Here is a 13,565-nt window from a genome sequence, read left to right as displayed (position 1 = left end):
CTCCTTCCGCGGCCCGGCCGGGCTGCCGGGCGACCGCCACACTGTAGAGCCCCGACCTAGGCTGGCGGGGTGAGCCGTGCCGTCCACCTGCTGCCCGTGTCCCCGTCCCCGTCTGGCCTCCCTGCGCTGATGTCGGCGCTGGCGGCGGCTCTCGACGGCTCCGGACCGGCCGTCCTGCCGGTCTCCGAGGAGGCCGTGGGCGCGCCGTCCGACGCGGGCCTGACGGCGCCGGGGGACGTGGCGGTGGTGATCCGGACCTCGGGCTCCACCGGCGCCCCGCGCGGCGTGCTGCTCGCCGCGTCGGCCCTGCGCGCGTCGGGCGAGGCGACGGCGGCCCGGCTCGGCGGCCATGGGCGGTGGCTGCTCGCGCTGCCCACCGAGCATGTGGCAGGCCTGCAGGTTGTGGCGCGCTCGCTGCTCGCGGGGACGACGCCCGTCGTCATGCCCGCCGGCCCGTTCCGCGCCGAGGCGTTCGCGCGTGCCGTCGAGTCCTTCGACGCGGGAGGCCCCGCGTCCGGGCGCCGGTACACGTCCCTGGTGCCGACCCAGCTCCACCGACTGCTCGACTCCCCCGCCGGCCTCGAGGCGCTGCGCACCTTCGACGCTGTGCTGCTCGGCGGCGCCGCGGCGTCGCCGGCGATGGTCGAGTCGGCGCGCGGCGCGGGGGGGCGGGTGCTGACGACGTACGGGATGAGCGAGACGTGCGGGGGCTGCGTGTACGACGGCGAGCCGCTGGACGGCGTGCGCGTGGACGTCGACCCCGACGGCCGCGTGCTGCTGGCCGGCCCGGTGCTCGCCGCCGGGTACCTGGGGCGGCCCGACCTCGACGCGGAGGCGTTCGTCCTGCGCGACGGCGTCCGGTGGCTGCGCACGAGCGACCTCGGCGAGCTCGTGGCCGACGACGTCAGCGGCGCGCCCCGGCTGCGCGTGCTGGGCCGTGTCGACGACGTCATCGTCACCGGGGGCGCGAAGGTCGCGCCCGCCGCCGTGGAGGGCGTGCTGCACACCCTCGCCACCGTCGCAGAGGCATGTGTGGTGGGGGTCGCCGACGCCGAGTGGGGGCAGGCCGTCACAGCTGTGGTCGTGCCGCGCCCCGGCTCTGACGGCCCGACGCTCGCCGAGGCGCGGACCGCCGTGACCGCGGCACTCGGCCCCGCCGCCGCGCCCCGGCGCCTGCTCGTGGTCGGGTCGCTGCCGGTGCGCGGGCCCGGCAAGGTCGACCGCCGGGCCGTCGCCGAGGGTGTGGCCGCCGCCCTCGCCGAGCATCTGGACGCCCCCGAGGACGACGCCGGCCACGGGGCTGTGGCGCGTCAGCCCGGCGGCGCCCGGTAACGTCCGGGGGGAACCCACGTCCGCACCGGCTCGCCCGGCGCACCCGCCCGCCCATCTGGCCCCGTCCACGATCGGCGACCGAACAGGAGCACGATGGCCACCTCGTCCGAGTGGATCGCGGGCGCCCGCCCCCGCACCCTGCCCGCAGCCGCGGCGCCCGTGCTGGTGGGCACGGGCGCCGCCGCGCAGCTGGGCGCCGAGAACCTGCTCCGCGGGCTGCTCGCCCTGGGCGTCGCGCTCGCCCTCCAGGTGGGCGTCAACTACGCGAACGACTACTCCGACGGGGTGCGCGGCACCGACACCGACCGGGTGGGCCCGATGCGGCTCACCGCCACCGGGCTCGCCCGGCCGGCGCAGGTCAAGTGGGCGGCCTTCGCGGCCTTCGGCGTCGGCGCCGTGCTGGGCGCCGGGCTCGTGGCGCTGTCCGGCCAGTGGTGGCTGCTCGCGGTGGGCGCGCTGGCCATCGCCGCCGGCTGGTTCTACACCGGCGGCTCGCGCCCCTACGGCTACCGGGGGCTCGGCGAGGTCGGGGTCTTCGTGTTCTTCGGCCTGGTCGCGGTGCTCGGCACCACCTACACGCAGGCCGGGCGGATCTCGTGGCCCGCGGTGGCGGGCGCCGTCTCCATCGGGCTCATCGCGTGCGCGCTGCTCATGGTCAACAACCTGCGCGACATCCCCACCGACGTGCTGGCGGGCAAGCGCACCCTCGCGGTGCGCTTGGGCGACTTCCGCGCACGGCGCGCGTACGCCGCGATGGTCGTGCTGCCCATCGTCCTGGGCGTCGCCTGCGCGTTCGCCGCCCCCTGGTCGCTGCTCGTGCTGCTGCTGGTCCTCCCCGCGGGGCTGCTCGCGTTCACCGTGCTCGTCGGAGCCCGCGGGTTCGCGCTCGTGCCCGTGCTGGCAGGCACCGGCGTCTACGAGCTCGGCTTCGGCGTGCTGCTCGGCCTCGGGCTCGCGCTCTAGCCGACGTCATCCAGCCGGCTCGGCATGCCCACCCACAGGCGGAGGGTGATGGAGCCCAGGGGTGGACGCGCCGGGACTGGCGCCCGACGGACGCTGGGGCCATGACCCTTTACGTCCACGGCCGACGCGCACGATCGAGCCGTCACCGCGCTCTCGCTGTGATCGCCGCGCTCGCGATCGCGCTCGCGGCCGGCGTGCTGCTCGCCGTGTTGCGGGCGAACGCCTCCGGCGGCGCCGGGGGAACCGCAGGCGCTGCGACCACTGCCGACCTCACGCCAGGCTCAGACGCCATCGTGCCGGTGGACGCGGCCGATCCCGCGCTCGAGGGCGTCGACACCGAGCTGGCCCGCCGCGTCACCGAGGCGCAGGCCGCCGCGGCCGATGACGGGGTGGTCCTGACGATCACCTCCGCGAAGCGCTCGGCCGAGGAGCAACAGGCGCTCGTCGACGCGGCGATCACCCGGCACGGCTCGCAGGAGGAGGCGTCCAAGTGGGTGCTGCCCCCGGAGTCGTCGAGCCATGTGCTGGGCTTGGCGGTGGACGTGGGCCCCACCGAGGGGGCGCTGTGGCTGGGAGAGCACGGGCTCGACTTCGGCCTGTGCCGCACCTACGCCAACGAGATGTGGCACTTCGAGATGCTCCCCGCCGACGAGCCGGCGTGCGCCCCGATGCATGAGGACTCGTCCGGGGGATGGTGACCGTCGGGCCGCCAGGGGCGCGTCGTTACGCCGTGCCCCGCTCGCGCTCTGCCGCGTCGAGGGCGGCGTCCTCCACGTCGGCGTCCCGGGGGGCGGAGGACCCGGAGCGAGCGGCCCGGGCCTCGGCGCGCTTGGCCAGGTGGAGCGCCGCCGCGTCGCGCTGGTTGCCCATTAGCACGTAGGACAGCGCCCACGCGATGATCGCGGCGACCACGATGGCGAGCCACGATCCCATCCCCACCCACACGAGCAGGGCGAGGGCCGCGGCGAAGAGGCCGAGCCTCCACAGGGTGTACGTCACGACTGGCACGCGACCAGGGTATGCCGCCAACGCCGCGCGGGTGGACGGCCGCGACGACCGGCCGGGCTCCGCGCGAACTAGGCTGAGGCGATGCGCAACCTCCTCGCCCTCGCAGCGGTCGCACTCATCGTCTACACGATCTTCGACGTGCTGCGCAGCGACGAGGCCGAACGGTTCGGCGTCCACAAGCTGATCTGGCTGGCCTTCATCGTGGTGCTCCCCGTGGTGGGCTCGATCGCCTGGCTCGTGATGCGCCAGATGGCCCGGTCGTCCCGCACCGCGGGCCCCGCCGGCTCTCCGCGGACGATGGCCGCGCCCGCCCCGGACGACGACCCGGAGTTCCTCTGGCGGCTCGAGCAGCAACGCCGCCGGGCCGACCGCGAGCGGTCAGGGGAGCACCCGGACGAGCCGCGACCCGAGGCCTGAGCCTCCGCTCACAGCCCTGAGTACTCACAGCCCCGAGTACGAGTGCAGCCCGTTCGGGATCAGGTTGACGACGGTGAAGTTGGCGATCACGGCGGCGTAGCCGACGAAGACGAAGTACGAGGCGCGACGGCCGCTCCACCCACGCGTCGTGCGGGCGTGCAGGTACGCGGCATACACGACCCACGCCACGAAGGTTCCGACCTCCTTCGGGTCCCATCCCCAGTACCGGCCCCAGGCGTGCTCGGCCCAGATGGCGCCGCCGACCAGCGCGAACGTCCACCCCACGAACCCGATGGCGTTGAGCCGGAACGACTGCGCCTCGAGCGCGCGCGGTGAGGGCACGCTGCGCAGCCACGCCCACGCGGGACCGGTGACACGCCAGCGGTGCAGCGCGCGGCGCAGGCCGTCGGCCCGCCGCCAGGGCTGCTCGAGGTGGCTGCGGCCGGTCTCCCGGGAGTCCTTGAGCACCTGCAACGCGGCTGCGGCGAACGCCACGGTGAACACGCCGGTGGCCAGGATCGCGACGCCGACGTGCAGCACCAGCCAGTAGCTGTCCAGGGCGGGCTGCACGGCGTCCGCCTGGATGAAGAAGACCAGGAGCGCGAAGGCGAGGGCCAGCACCGAGATGCCCAGCACGACGACGCCGACGAACGGGATGAAGCGCTTGCGCTCGATGAAGACGAGCACCGCGACGGCGGTGAGCACGCCCACGAGCGTGAACTCGTACATGTTGGCCGTCGGCGAGCGGCCCGCGGCGACACCCCGCGTGATGATCCCGGCGAGGAGCAGCACCCCGCCGAGCAGCGTCGTCGTGCGGGCGATGCCGGACGCCTTGGCCCCGTCGCCGGCGGGCAGGTCGTCGACTGCAGCCTCCCGGGACACGCCGCCGGCAGCCGACGGTGCGCCAGCGCCCACCTGCGCGGGCTCGGGGGCCTCCGCGCGGGAGGACACCTCGGCCTGCCGGGCGAGCGCGAATGTGTACGCGAGGAGCGCGATCGTCAGTGCGGTCGCGGAACCCCACACGAGCAACGTGCTCAGGTCGCCGACTGTCATCTCTGGGCCTCTTCTGCGGGTCGTGCCGGGGCGGGGTGGACGGGTGCGTCGTTGCTGGTGGCGTCCTGCGGGCCAGTCTGATCTGGGAGTGCGGTGAGCACGCGGTCGAGCTCGTCCTGCAGGCCGATGTCGTCGCTGCGGGCGAGCGCCCCGGCCGTGACCACTGTACGGAGCGGGTCGTCGCCGTCCACGGCGGCGCGGACCCACACCCGGCGGCGCGGCACGAACAGCGACGCGCACAGGCCGGCGATGGCGAGCACCGCGAACACCAGCAGGTAGGGCAGCGCGGGGTCGTGGCGCAGGTCGAGCGCGACGAAGCGCGGGACATTCTCGAACGTCAGGGTGCCGAGGCCGTCGGGCAGGTCCACCGTCTCGCCGGGGCGCACGTGCAGCGTCACGGGCTGCCCCTGGTCGTCCAGCGCCTGCGTCATGTCGGTGTCGTCGAGCTGGTAGACGTTCTGCGGGATGCCGGTGTCCAGGCCCAGGTCGCCCGACCACACCGCGAGCACCAGCACCGGGTCGCGGGGCTGCGGGTCCACCGACCGCCAGATCGTCTCGGTGAGCTGCTGCGCGGTGGGCAGCAGCGAGCCCACCAGCCCGATCTGCTCCTGGCCGCCGGAGACGTCCGGCACCTTGATGACGCCCTGCGACGTGTACACGGTGTCCTGCGGCAGGAACGGGACGGCGCCGGCGAACGCCACCTCGCCCGCGGCGTCGCGCACCACGACCTGCGGCGCGTACCCGTTGCCCTGGAGGTAGACCTTCGCCCCGCCCGCCGTGAGCGGGTGGTTCACCTTGATGGTGGCGGCCTCGGCGTCGGATCCCGGCTCGTCGAGGGTCACCTCGGCCAGGAAGTCGCGCGACTGCAGCGTCGCCGGGTCGAAGCGGGACGTGAAGCTGTCGAGCGTGAGCCGGAAGGGCACGAGGCTCTCGGGCTCGAACGCGATGCCGGACTCGAAGGTGTCGTAATCCGTCTGCGCGTTCACGAACGTGCCGCCCTCGACCAGCAGCACCTGGCCGCGGAAGTGCAGCATCTGCCCGGTCGCCACCGACACCAGCAGCCCCACCAGCGCCAGGTGGAAGACGAGGTTGCCCGACTCGCGCAGGTAGCCGCGCTCACCCGACACGGACCACACTCCGGCCCGCTCCTCGCGCACCTCGGTGCGGAACCGCGGCAGAGGCCCTCCCCCGCGCAGCGTCCGCTCGGCCGCGCGGACCACCTGCTCGGGGCTCGCGGACGACTCCGCGGAGCCCTGGGCCGGGAACCTGTCGAACCGGCGAGGCGTGCGCGGCGGACGGGCCCGCAGCGCCCGCAGGTGCACCTTGGCGCGCGGCAGGATGCAGCCCACGAGCGAGATGAACAGCAGAAGGTAGATCGCGGAGAACCAGGCCGACGTGTAGACGTCGAAGAAGCCGAGCCGCTCGAGCCACGGCCCGCTCGCCGGGTGGTCCAGCAGATACTGCGCGACGTCCGCCGGGGCCTGGGGCCGCTGCGGGAACACCGATCCGGGCACCGCGGCCACGGCCAGCAGCATGAGCAGCAGCAGCGCGACCCGCATGCTGGTGAGCTGCCGCCACACCCAGCGCAGCCAGCCGACGGCCCCGAGGCGGGGCAGGGCCACCGGCGCCGCGTCGTCGGCCGAGAACGCGTCGTCCAGCCCCTCAGGCGTGTACGTGGTCGTGCGGTCGTCGCTCATCACACCACCGGGACGAAGAGGTCGGAGCCTGTGAGCAGGCCTTGGAGCCACACCGCCCACGACGCCCACAGGCCGGTGGCCAGGGCGATCCCGAGCACCACGAGCAGCCCGCCGCCGATCCGCATGACGGCGAGCCGGTGGCGGCGCAGGAAGTCGAGAGCGCGGCGGCTGCGCGTGGCGCCGAGGGCGAGGAGCAGGAACGGCAGGCCGAGCCCCAGGCAGAACGCGACGGACAGCACGGCGCCGCGCCCGGCGGAGCCGCCGTCCAGGGACAGCGCGGTGATGGCCACGAGCGTCGGGCCGATGCACGGGGTCCAGCCCAGGCCGAAGACGAGCCCGAGCAGCGGGGCGCCCCACAGCCCGGCGCGCGGGCTCAGATGGGGGCGGCGGTCCTGCTGGAGGAACGGCACGAAGCCCATGAACGCCAGGCCCATGAGGATGACGACGACGCCGAGCACCCGGGTGATCCACCCCTGGCCGTCCTGCAGGACGGCGCCGATCGATCCGGCCAGCACGCCCAACGCGACGAAGACGAACGTGAACCCGGCGATGAACAGCGCCACCCCGGCCAGCAGCCGTCGTCGGTCCACCGCAGGCGCGGGGAGCGCGGAAGCGCCCGTCGGCCGGGCGGGCGAGCCCGGCTGGCCCAGGGGCGCGAGCACCCGGGGCGCCCCCGGCGAGGCGACGGTGGCGCCCGACATCCCGCCCAGGTAGCCGAGGTACCCGGGCACGAGCGGCAGCACGCACGGCGAGGCGAATGCGACGAAGCCCGCGACCAGGGCCACGGGCACGGCGAGCAGCATCGAGCCGGAGAACGCTGTGGTGGCGAACGCCTCGCCGATGCCGGCCGTCATGGCGTGGCGGCCTGTGACTCGGCCAGGACGTCGTCGACGAGGCCGCGCAGGGTGGACGCCTCGACGGCGCCGAGCACGCGCGCGGCGACCCGGCCCTCGCGGTCGAGCACGACGGTGGTGGGCACGGCCTGCACGGGCACAGCGCCCTGGAGCTCGGCGATCGCGGCGCGGTCTGCGTCGTCGATGCTCGGGTACGGGATCTCGAAGGTGCGCTGGAAGGCCTGCGCGGCGCCCGCGTCGTCGGTGCCGTTGATGCCGAGCACCCGCACGCCCTCGTCGGCGTAGTCGGTGGCGAACGCGGCCAGGTCGGGCGCCTCGGCGCGGCAGGGCGGGCAGGCGGCGTACCAGGTGTTCAGCACGACGACGTCGCCGCGCCAGGCGGCCAGATCGTGCTCGACGCCCTCGAAGTCCGTGCCGACGATGGCGACGGGCTCGGAGCGGTCGTCCTCGGCCCAGGTGCGCGTCGAGCCGTCGCCGGACTGGTAGCCCTGGTCGGCGACGTCGGCGGCGCCGCCCGTGTCATCGGCGCCGCAGCCGGTCACGAGCAGCAGGCCCGCGACGGCCGCGCCGACGATCGCGGCCCGCCCGCGCTGCCGCCTCATGCTCCCGGCACTCCGGCGACGCCGGGCAGCAACGCGCCAGCGGGCTCGCTGTAGTCGATTCCCACCAGGCGGTCGTCCTCGAACCGGAGGCTGGTGAGCGAGGCCACCGAGCACTCGCGGCGGCGCGGGTCGTGCCACAGGCGGCGGTTCTCGAGCGCGCGGCGGGTGACCCAGATGGGGAGCTGGTGGCTGACCAGCACGGCCTCATGCCCGCGGGCCGCCTCGCGCGCGGTGTCCACGGCGGCGAGCATCCGGTCGACCTGCTCGCGGTAGGGCTCGCCCCAGGACGGGCGGAACGGGTTGCGCAGCAACGGCCAGTGGCGCGGGTGGCGCAGCGAGCCGTCGCCGACGCCGAAGGTCAGGCCCTCGAACTGGTTGATCGCCTCGAGCAGGTTCGCGTCGACGCCGATCGGCAGGCCGAAGGCCGCGGCTATGGGACCGGCCGTCTCCTGGGCGCGCTGCAGCGGCGACGCGGTGACGACTGTGACGTCGCTGCGCGCGGCCCCGGACTCGCCGGCGAGGTGCGCGGCGACCATGTCGGCCATCGCCCGCCCGCGCTCCGAGAGCCGGAATCCGTCGAGGCGGCCGTAGAGCACGCCGGTGGGGTTGTGCACTTCACCGTGACGGAGCAGGTGGACAGTGGTGGCGACCATAGGACCAGTGTCCCAAACCCGGACGTGTGCTCTGTGCCGTTCCAGTGTGGCGGGGGCCACGGCGTGTCGACGTCAGGCGGCGGGGCTCCCGCGCAGGGCGTCGGTGACGGCCTGCATCGCCGATCCGAGGGCCCGGAGCTGATCGGCGGTGAGCACGTCGACCAGGTGCTCGCGCACCGCGCGGACGTGGCCGGGCGCCGCGGCGACGAGCCGCTGCCAGCCCGCCTCGGTCATGGTCGCGTTGACGCCTCGGGCGTCCTCGCGGCAGGCCGTGCGCTCGACGAGCCCGGCGGCCTCCATGCGGCGGATGGTGTGGGTGAGCCGGCTGCGGGAGTGGGCGAGCCCGTCAGCGAGCTCGGACATGCGCATGGTGCGCCCGGGGGCCTCCGAGAGCCGCACGAGGACCTCGTACTCCCCCAGGGAGAGCCCGGAGTCGGAGTCGAGCTCACGTGCGAGGGCGTCGTTGAGCAGCGCGTTGCCGTCGCGGAACGCGCGCCACTGGGCTTGCTGCTCGGCTGTGAGCCAACGCACCTCCGCCTGGTCGGCCTGGGGTGGCGTGGTGGTCGCCGCCTGCTCTGTCATGTCTCCTCCGCTCCAAGAATCGGCAGCTCCGGGGCATCTCTTCGCCGTCCAGGGGTTGCGCGTCTGCCGTAAGTCTAGTAGAAATCTCAACTAAACCCCTGTTGATCATTCAACTACGTAGGAGTCTCTCATGAGCCCCACGACCCCCCCCCCCCCCGCCGGCCTCACCGCGGGCGTCTGGACCATCGACGCGTCGCACAGCGAGGCGGCGTTCTCCGTGCGCCACGCCGGCATCTCGAAGGTGCGCGGCACCGTCGCCATCACCGCCGGCGAGCTGACGGTGGGCGAGGACCTGACCACGAGCTCCGTGACCGCCACGCTCGACCCCGCCACGGTCAGCACCGGCGACGCCGGCCGCGACGGCCACCTGCAGTCCGCCGACTTCTTCGAGGTCGAGACGTACCCGACCTGGACCTTCACCTCCACGTCCGTGCGCGCCGCCGGCAGCGACTTCGTCATCGCCGGCGACCTGACGCTGCACGGCGTGACGCAGCCCGTCGAGCTCGCCACCGAGTTCAACGGCACCGCGGTGGACGCCTACGGCAACCTGCGCGCCGGCTTCAGCTCCACGACGACGATCTCCCGCAAGGACTTCGGCCTGACCTGGAACGCGGCCCTCGAGGCCGGCGGCGTCCTCGTCTCCGACAAGGTCGCGATGACCATCGAGATCTCGGCGATCCGCCAGGCCTGAGCCTGAGCAGCATCCAGCACCCGACGGGGACCGCACGCCTGGCGTGCGGTCCCCGTCGGCGTCAGCGGCCCGCGCCTGATCTGCGATGGTCATGGAATGCGAGGATCTGCAGCTCCGAGCCCAGGTCCACCGCCCGCAGGTCCACTCCCACCGGCACCTGCAACGGGCGGGGCGCGAACGACAAGATGCCGCTGACCCCCGCCTCCACCAGCTGGTCGCACACGTCCTGAGCGGCCTCGGCAGGCGTCGCGATGACGGCGATCGTCGCCTCGCGCGAGCGGACCACCTCCGCGAGCCGCTCAATCGGCTCCACGACCAGGCCCGCCGTGCGCGTCCCCACCACCTGCGGGTCCGAGTCGACCAGTCCCACCACCACGAAGCCGCGGTCCGGGAACCCCGAATAGCGCGCGAGCGCACGGCCCAGGTTCCCCACTCCGACGATGACCACCCGGCGCTCGCGCGTCAGGCCCAACGTCGCCTCGAGCTCAGCGCGGAGCCCCTGCACGTCATAGCCCACCCCGCGACGGCCATGCGCGCCCAGCAGGGACAGGTCTTTGCGGAGCTGCTCGGGCCGCACCCCGGCCAGCCCGGCGAGCACCCCCGACGACGCCGTGACCACACCCCGGGCCACCAATGTCCCGAGCGCCCTCAGGTACCCCGGGAGCCTCGCGATGGTGGCCGACGGGACGGACCGCTCCTCGCGCTCCCCCGCAGGCGCCGCGTGCCCGCCCGACTTCTCCGGCGACCCCCGGCCGACCTCCCGCAACGCCACCTGGCCCCCTCGTCTTCGAAGTCGCCCAGGCTAGGCGGTCGCTGCCGCCAGGACCTAGGACCTCCGGGCTCGCTCGGCCAGCGCGGCACGCACCCGGCCCTCGTCGATCTGCCAGTACCCCTGGCGCACGCCGTCCACCTCGACCACCGGCACCAGCTCGCCGTACTCCTCGCGGATCGAGCCGCCGTCGGGGGCCGGGGCGTCGACGTCCACCTCGGACCATGTCGCTCCCACCTCGGCGCACACGCGACGCACCAGGTCACGGGCGTCATCGCACAGATGGCACCCGGTGCGGGTGAAGAGCTGCACACGGGCGGGAGTCTGATCGGCAGGCGGCACGACACCAGCCTAGGCGCCGTCGATACAGTGGCCGGGTGCCCGACCAGAACACGCGCGAACCAGCGGACGACCTCACGCCCGCAGGCGACGCCGCAGCCGAGGGCGACGCCACCGTCGGCGCCTTCTTCGACGTCGACAACACGATCATCCGCGGCGCGAGCGCCTTCCACCTCGCCGTGGGGTTGTACCGGCGCGGGTTCTTCCGCAAGTGGGACATCGTGACCTTCGCGATCCACCAGTCGCGCTACCTGATGTTCGGCGAGAACAAGAACCAGATCGACGAGGTCCGCGAGCGCGCCCTGGAGATCATGGCCGGCCACTCGGTCGCCGAGGTCGTCGCGATCGCCGAGGACGTGTACGACGAGGTGCTGTGCCTGCGCATCTTCCCGGGCACCCAGAAGCTCCTCGACGAGCACATCGCGGCCGGCCACCAGGTGTGGCTCGTCACCGCGACTCCTGTGGAGATCGGCGAGCTCATCGCCCGCCGGCTCGGGGTCACGGGCGCCATCGGCACCGTCGCCGAGCACCAGAACGGCTTCTACACCGGCCGCCTGGTCGGCGACATGCTGCACGGCAAGGCCAAGGCCAGCGCCGTGCAGGCGATCGCGGACCGTGACGGCATCGATCTGTCCCGCTCCTACGCGTACGGCGACTCCTCGCATGACGTGCCGATCCTGTCGAAGGTCGGCAACCCCTGCGCCATCAACCCCGACGCCCGGCTGCGGCGCCACGCGCGCGAGGTGGGCTGGCCCATCCGGGAGTTCCGCGGCAAGCGCCGCGCGGCCCGGCGCGGGGTCAACGCGGCCAGCTTCGCGGGCCTGGTGTGGGTGGCCAGTCTGGTGGTGCGCGCCATCCGGCGCGGCGCCCGTCCCTGAGCGCGCCTCCCTACACTGACGCCGTGCCCGTCTCGATCAGCACCGCCAGCCCTGCCGACGCCGACGCGCTCGCCCACCTCGCCGCGATCACGTTCCCGCTCGCATGCCCCCCGGGCTCGACGCATGAGTCACAGCAGGCGTTCATCCGCGACGTGCTCTCGGCCGAGCGGTTCGCCGTATACGTGAGCGACCCGGCGCGCGTGGTGCTCGTCGCGCGCGAGGCCGACGCCGCCGGCCACGCGCTCGGCACGTCCGAGCCGGTGGGCTACACGATGCTCGTGGACGGCGAGCCAGGCGACGCCGACGTGCGTGCGGCGATCACGCTGCGCCCGACGATCGAGCTGTCCAAGTGCTACGTGCTGCCCGGCCACCATGGCCAGGGCGTGGCGTCGGAGCTGATGGCGGCGTCACTGCAGGCCGGCCGCGAGCGCGGCGCCGTGGGCATGTGGCTCGGCGTGAACCAGCTCAACGCCCGCGCGCAGGCGTTCTACCGGCGGCACGGGTTCGAGCGGGTGGGCGTCAAGCGGTTCCAGGTGGGCGACCGCCTGGAGGACGACTTCGTGCTGGAGCGGGCGCTCTAGGAGCCCCAGCGGAGGCGCCCGTCAGCGGTCGTCGGCGTCGGCCGCCTGCTCGTCGGCTGTCGTGGCGATGGGCCAGCCGTCGGCATCCCAGGCCAGTTCGCGGATCGCGAGTCGGAAGTCGCCACCGGCTGCCGCGTCGTAGTAGTGGAATGCCAGGTGGCCGCCGGAGACGGACTCCCCGCCGGGCCCGATCATGTCGTCGCGGGTGGCGAGCAGCGGCTCGCCGCCGTCCGAGGTCATCGCGACGCCGGCCCTGTCGACGTAGGGGCCGGTGACCGCCCGGGACCTGCCGACGGCCATGTTGTAGGTGGAGTCGCTGCCGCGGCAGCACGCGTCGCGGGAGACGAGCAGGTAGAACCAGCCGTCGCGGTGGATCAGCGCCGGGGCCTCGATGGCGTTGGGGGCGCCGATCCGGGAGGCGATCTGCTGGGGCGGCGCCTGCGGGTCGGCGGGCTTGCCGCTGGGCCAGGCGAGCTGGACCAGGTGGATGCCGCCCCAGTACGAGCCGAAGGCCATCCAGGGCGTGCCGTCGGCGTCCTCGACGATCGCGGGGTCGATGGCGTTGAAGTTGTCCTCTCCGGGGGCGGAGCGCAGCACCTCGCCGTGGTCCACCCACCCGGAGGCCGGGTCGGCGGGGTCGAGCGCGGCGTTGGTCAGCAGCCCGATGGCGGAGCGGTTCGAGCCGAACGTCGAGGCCGTGTAGTAGAGGTAGTGCGTGCCGTCGTGCTCGTAGACCTCGGGCGCCCAGAAGTTGGTGACGCCGGGCACGGCGTCCCGCACCCAGGCGGGCTCGGTGGCGGCGGTCCACAGCGTGCCCGCGTCCGCCCAGTCGAGGCCGTCGGGCGACGTGCGGACCTGGATGGCCCCGTTGCCGACGCGCTCGTCGCCGGTGGAGAAGACGAGCCACGCCTCGCCGTCGGCGCCGGCCAGCAGCGCCGGGTCGTGGGTGCGGAGCTCGCCGGTGAGGTCGAGGGCGCGCGCGGCCGGGCCGTCGGGCAGGTCGGGGCCCGGGCCCGCATCGGGCCCGGTGGCCACGCAGGAGGCCGCGGCCAGGGCCAGCACGAGTGCCAACCCGGCCCCGGCGCCGCGACGCCTGATCTCCCTCCCGCTGATCGGCCAACGGGCCGAGCGCGCCGTCGGCATGCC

17 protein-coding genes are annotated in these 13,565 nt (G+C 74.1%); 7 read left to right on the top strand and 10 right to left on the bottom strand.

Annotation, left to right across the window (positions count from 1 at the left end):
• The first annotated feature begins 69 nt into the window (after positions 1–69).
• The 3 genes from menE to BN3788_RS02415 all read left to right on the top strand — a co-directional run bounded on the left by menE (position 70) and on the right by BN3788_RS02415 (position 2,993).
• The gene (gene menE, locus BN3788_RS02425) at positions 70–1,332 is read left to right on the top strand and encodes an o-succinylbenzoate--CoA ligase (protein WP_234346446.1); all 1,263 of its coding nucleotides are present in this window, start codon (positions 70–72) and stop codon (positions 1,330–1,332) included.
• Positions 1,333–1,425: 93 nt separating this feature from the next.
• Entirely contained in the window at positions 1,426–2,295 is an 870-nt protein-coding gene (locus BN3788_RS02420) for a 1,4-dihydroxy-2-naphthoate polyprenyltransferase (protein WP_066582279.1), read from the top strand.
• 101 nt (positions 2,296–2,396) lie between these two features.
• The gene (locus BN3788_RS02415) at positions 2,397–2,993 is read left to right on the top strand and encodes a M15 family metallopeptidase (RefSeq protein WP_082812512.1); all 597 of its coding nucleotides are present in this window, start codon (positions 2,397–2,399) and stop codon (positions 2,991–2,993) included.
• A gap of 25 nt (positions 2,994–3,018) precedes the next feature.
• On the opposite strand, the gene BN3788_RS02410 is transcribed toward BN3788_RS02415, so the two are convergent.
• Positions 3,019–3,303 carry a DUF4229 domain-containing protein gene (locus tag BN3788_RS02410; protein ID WP_066582277.1) on the bottom strand — a complete coding sequence of 95 codons (285 nt, stop codon included), beginning with the start codon at positions 3,301–3,303 and terminating at the stop codon, positions 3,019–3,021.
• 81 nt (positions 3,304–3,384) lie between these two features.
• Between BN3788_RS02410 and BN3788_RS02405 the strand changes: the two genes are divergently transcribed.
• A complete protein-coding gene (locus tag BN3788_RS02405) occupies positions 3,385–3,720 on the top strand; it encodes a PLD nuclease N-terminal domain-containing protein (RefSeq protein ID WP_066582276.1) in 336 nt (111 codons plus the stop codon).
• A gap of 24 nt (positions 3,721–3,744) precedes the next feature.
• Here the strand turns inward: BN3788_RS02405 and ccsB are convergent, their stop codons facing one another.
• The 6 genes from ccsB to BN3788_RS02375 all read right to left on the bottom strand — a co-directional run bounded on the left by ccsB (position 3,745) and on the right by BN3788_RS02375 (position 9,161).
• The gene (ccsB, locus tag BN3788_RS02400) at positions 3,745–4,773 is read right to left on the bottom strand and encodes a c-type cytochrome biogenesis protein CcsB (protein ID WP_066582275.1); all 1,029 of its coding nucleotides are present in this window, start codon (positions 4,771–4,773) and stop codon (positions 3,745–3,747) included.
• Positions 4,770–6,470, bottom strand: a complete 1,701-nt coding sequence (gene resB / locus BN3788_RS02395) for a cytochrome c biogenesis protein ResB (RefSeq protein WP_082812511.1) — start codon at positions 6,468–6,470, stop codon at positions 4,770–4,772. Before resB ends, ccsB begins: the two co-directional genes overlap by 4 nt.
• Complete coding sequence (locus BN3788_RS02390) at positions 6,470–7,324, bottom strand: cytochrome c biogenesis CcdA family protein (protein WP_066582274.1); 855 nt, start codon at positions 7,322–7,324, stop codon at positions 6,470–6,472. The genes resB and BN3788_RS02390 overlap by 1 nt, the downstream gene beginning before the upstream one ends.
• Positions 7,321–7,926, bottom strand: a complete 606-nt coding sequence (locus BN3788_RS02385; protein ID WP_066582273.1) for a TlpA family protein disulfide reductase — start codon at positions 7,924–7,926, stop codon at positions 7,321–7,323. Before BN3788_RS02385 ends, BN3788_RS02390 begins: the two co-directional genes overlap by 4 nt.
• Positions 7,923–8,579 carry a histidine phosphatase family protein gene (locus BN3788_RS02380; protein ID WP_066582272.1) on the bottom strand — a complete coding sequence of 219 codons (657 nt, stop codon included), beginning with the start codon at positions 8,577–8,579 and terminating at the stop codon, positions 7,923–7,925. The genes BN3788_RS02385 and BN3788_RS02380 overlap by 4 nt, the downstream gene beginning before the upstream one ends.
• A gap of 72 nt (positions 8,580–8,651) precedes the next feature.
• Positions 8,652–9,161 carry a MarR family winged helix-turn-helix transcriptional regulator gene (locus tag BN3788_RS02375; RefSeq protein WP_066582271.1) on the bottom strand — a complete coding sequence of 170 codons (510 nt, stop codon included), beginning with the start codon at positions 9,159–9,161 and terminating at the stop codon, positions 8,652–8,654.
• 130 nt (positions 9,162–9,291) lie between these two features.
• On the opposite strand from BN3788_RS02375, the gene BN3788_RS02370 reads away from it, so the two are divergent.
• Entirely contained in the window at positions 9,292–9,852 is a 561-nt protein-coding gene (locus BN3788_RS02370; RefSeq protein WP_066582270.1) for a YceI family protein, read from the top strand.
• 61 nt (positions 9,853–9,913) lie between these two features.
• On the opposite strand, the gene BN3788_RS02365 is transcribed toward BN3788_RS02370, so the two are convergent.
• Together BN3788_RS02365 and BN3788_RS02360 are read right to left on the bottom strand one after the other, a co-directional pair.
• Positions 9,914–10,624 (bottom strand): redox-sensing transcriptional repressor Rex, encoded by a 711-nt coding sequence (locus tag BN3788_RS02365; protein ID WP_234346443.1) that lies wholly within the window; start codon positions 10,622–10,624, stop codon positions 9,914–9,916.
• Between the two features lie 54 nt (positions 10,625–10,678).
• Positions 10,679–10,963, bottom strand: coding sequence for a glutaredoxin family protein (locus tag BN3788_RS02360; protein ID WP_234346442.1), 285 nt, complete (start codon positions 10,961–10,963; stop codon positions 10,679–10,681).
• A 35-nt stretch (positions 10,964–10,998) separates the two neighbouring features.
• Between BN3788_RS02360 and BN3788_RS02355 the strand changes: the two genes are divergently transcribed.
• Both BN3788_RS02355 and BN3788_RS02350 read left to right on the top strand, forming a co-directional pair.
• Positions 10,999–11,838 (top strand): HAD family hydrolase, encoded by an 840-nt coding sequence (locus BN3788_RS02355; RefSeq protein ID WP_082812510.1) that lies wholly within the window; start codon positions 10,999–11,001, stop codon positions 11,836–11,838.
• A 23-nt stretch (positions 11,839–11,861) separates the two neighbouring features.
• Positions 11,862–12,419: a GNAT family N-acetyltransferase gene (locus BN3788_RS02350; protein WP_066582268.1), complete on the top strand. Its 558-nt coding sequence runs from the start codon at positions 11,862–11,864 to the stop codon at positions 12,417–12,419.
• Positions 12,420–12,440: 21 nt separating this feature from the next.
• Here BN3788_RS02350 and BN3788_RS02345 read toward each other — a convergent pair whose 3' ends face one another.
• Complete coding sequence (locus BN3788_RS02345) at positions 12,441–13,562, bottom strand: arabinan endo-1,5-alpha-L-arabinosidase (protein WP_082812509.1); 1,122 nt, start codon at positions 13,560–13,562, stop codon at positions 12,441–12,443.
• Between the last annotated feature and the right edge of the window lie 3 nt (positions 13,563–13,565).

Source organism: Cellulomonas timonensis (assembly GCF_900046455.1).
GTDB lineage: Bacteria > Actinomycetota > Actinomycetes > Actinomycetales > Cellulomonadaceae > Cellulomonas_A > Cellulomonas_A timonensis.
The sequence above is the reverse complement of the archived record's forward strand: the minus strand, read 5'-3'. Positions and strand labels throughout refer to the sequence as shown.

Bases quoted from the DNA above. Each gene is read 5' to 3' on its own strand.
- resB (WP_082812511.1), bottom strand. From the start codon at position 6,470: ATGAGCGACGACCGCACGACCACGTACACGCCTGAGGGGCTGGACGAC.
- BN3788_RS02385 (WP_066582273.1), bottom strand. From the start codon at position 7,926: ATGAGGCGGCAGCGCGGGCGGGCCGCGATCGTCGGCGCGGCCGTCGCG.
- BN3788_RS02420 (WP_066582279.1), top strand. From the start codon at position 1,426: ATGGCCACCTCGTCCGAGTGGATCGCGGGCGCCCGCCCCCGCACCCTG.
- BN3788_RS02375 (WP_066582271.1), bottom strand. From the start codon at position 9,161: ATGACAGAGCAGGCGGCGACCACCACGCCACCCCAGGCCGACCAGGCG.
- ccsB (WP_066582275.1), bottom strand. From the start codon at position 4,773: ATGACAGTCGGCGACCTGAGCACGTTGCTCGTGTGGGGTTCCGCGACC.
- BN3788_RS02345 (WP_082812509.1), bottom strand. From the start codon at position 13,562: ATGCCGACGGCGCGCTCGGCCCGTTGGCCGATCAGCGGGAGGGAGATC.
- BN3788_RS02380 (WP_066582272.1), bottom strand. From the start codon at position 8,579: ATGGTCGCCACCACTGTCCACCTGCTCCGTCACGGTGAAGTGCACAAC.
- BN3788_RS02415 (WP_082812512.1), top strand. From the start codon at position 2,397: ATGACCCTTTACGTCCACGGCCGACGCGCACGATCGAGCCGTCACCGC.
- BN3788_RS02390 (WP_066582274.1), bottom strand. From the start codon at position 7,324: ATGACGGCCGGCATCGGCGAGGCGTTCGCCACCACAGCGTTCTCCGGC.
- BN3788_RS02405 (WP_066582276.1), top strand. From the start codon at position 3,385: ATGCGCAACCTCCTCGCCCTCGCAGCGGTCGCACTCATCGTCTACACG.
- BN3788_RS02370 (WP_066582270.1), top strand. From the start codon at position 9,292: ATGAGCCCCACGACCCCCCCCCCCCCCGCCGGCCTCACCGCGGGCGTC.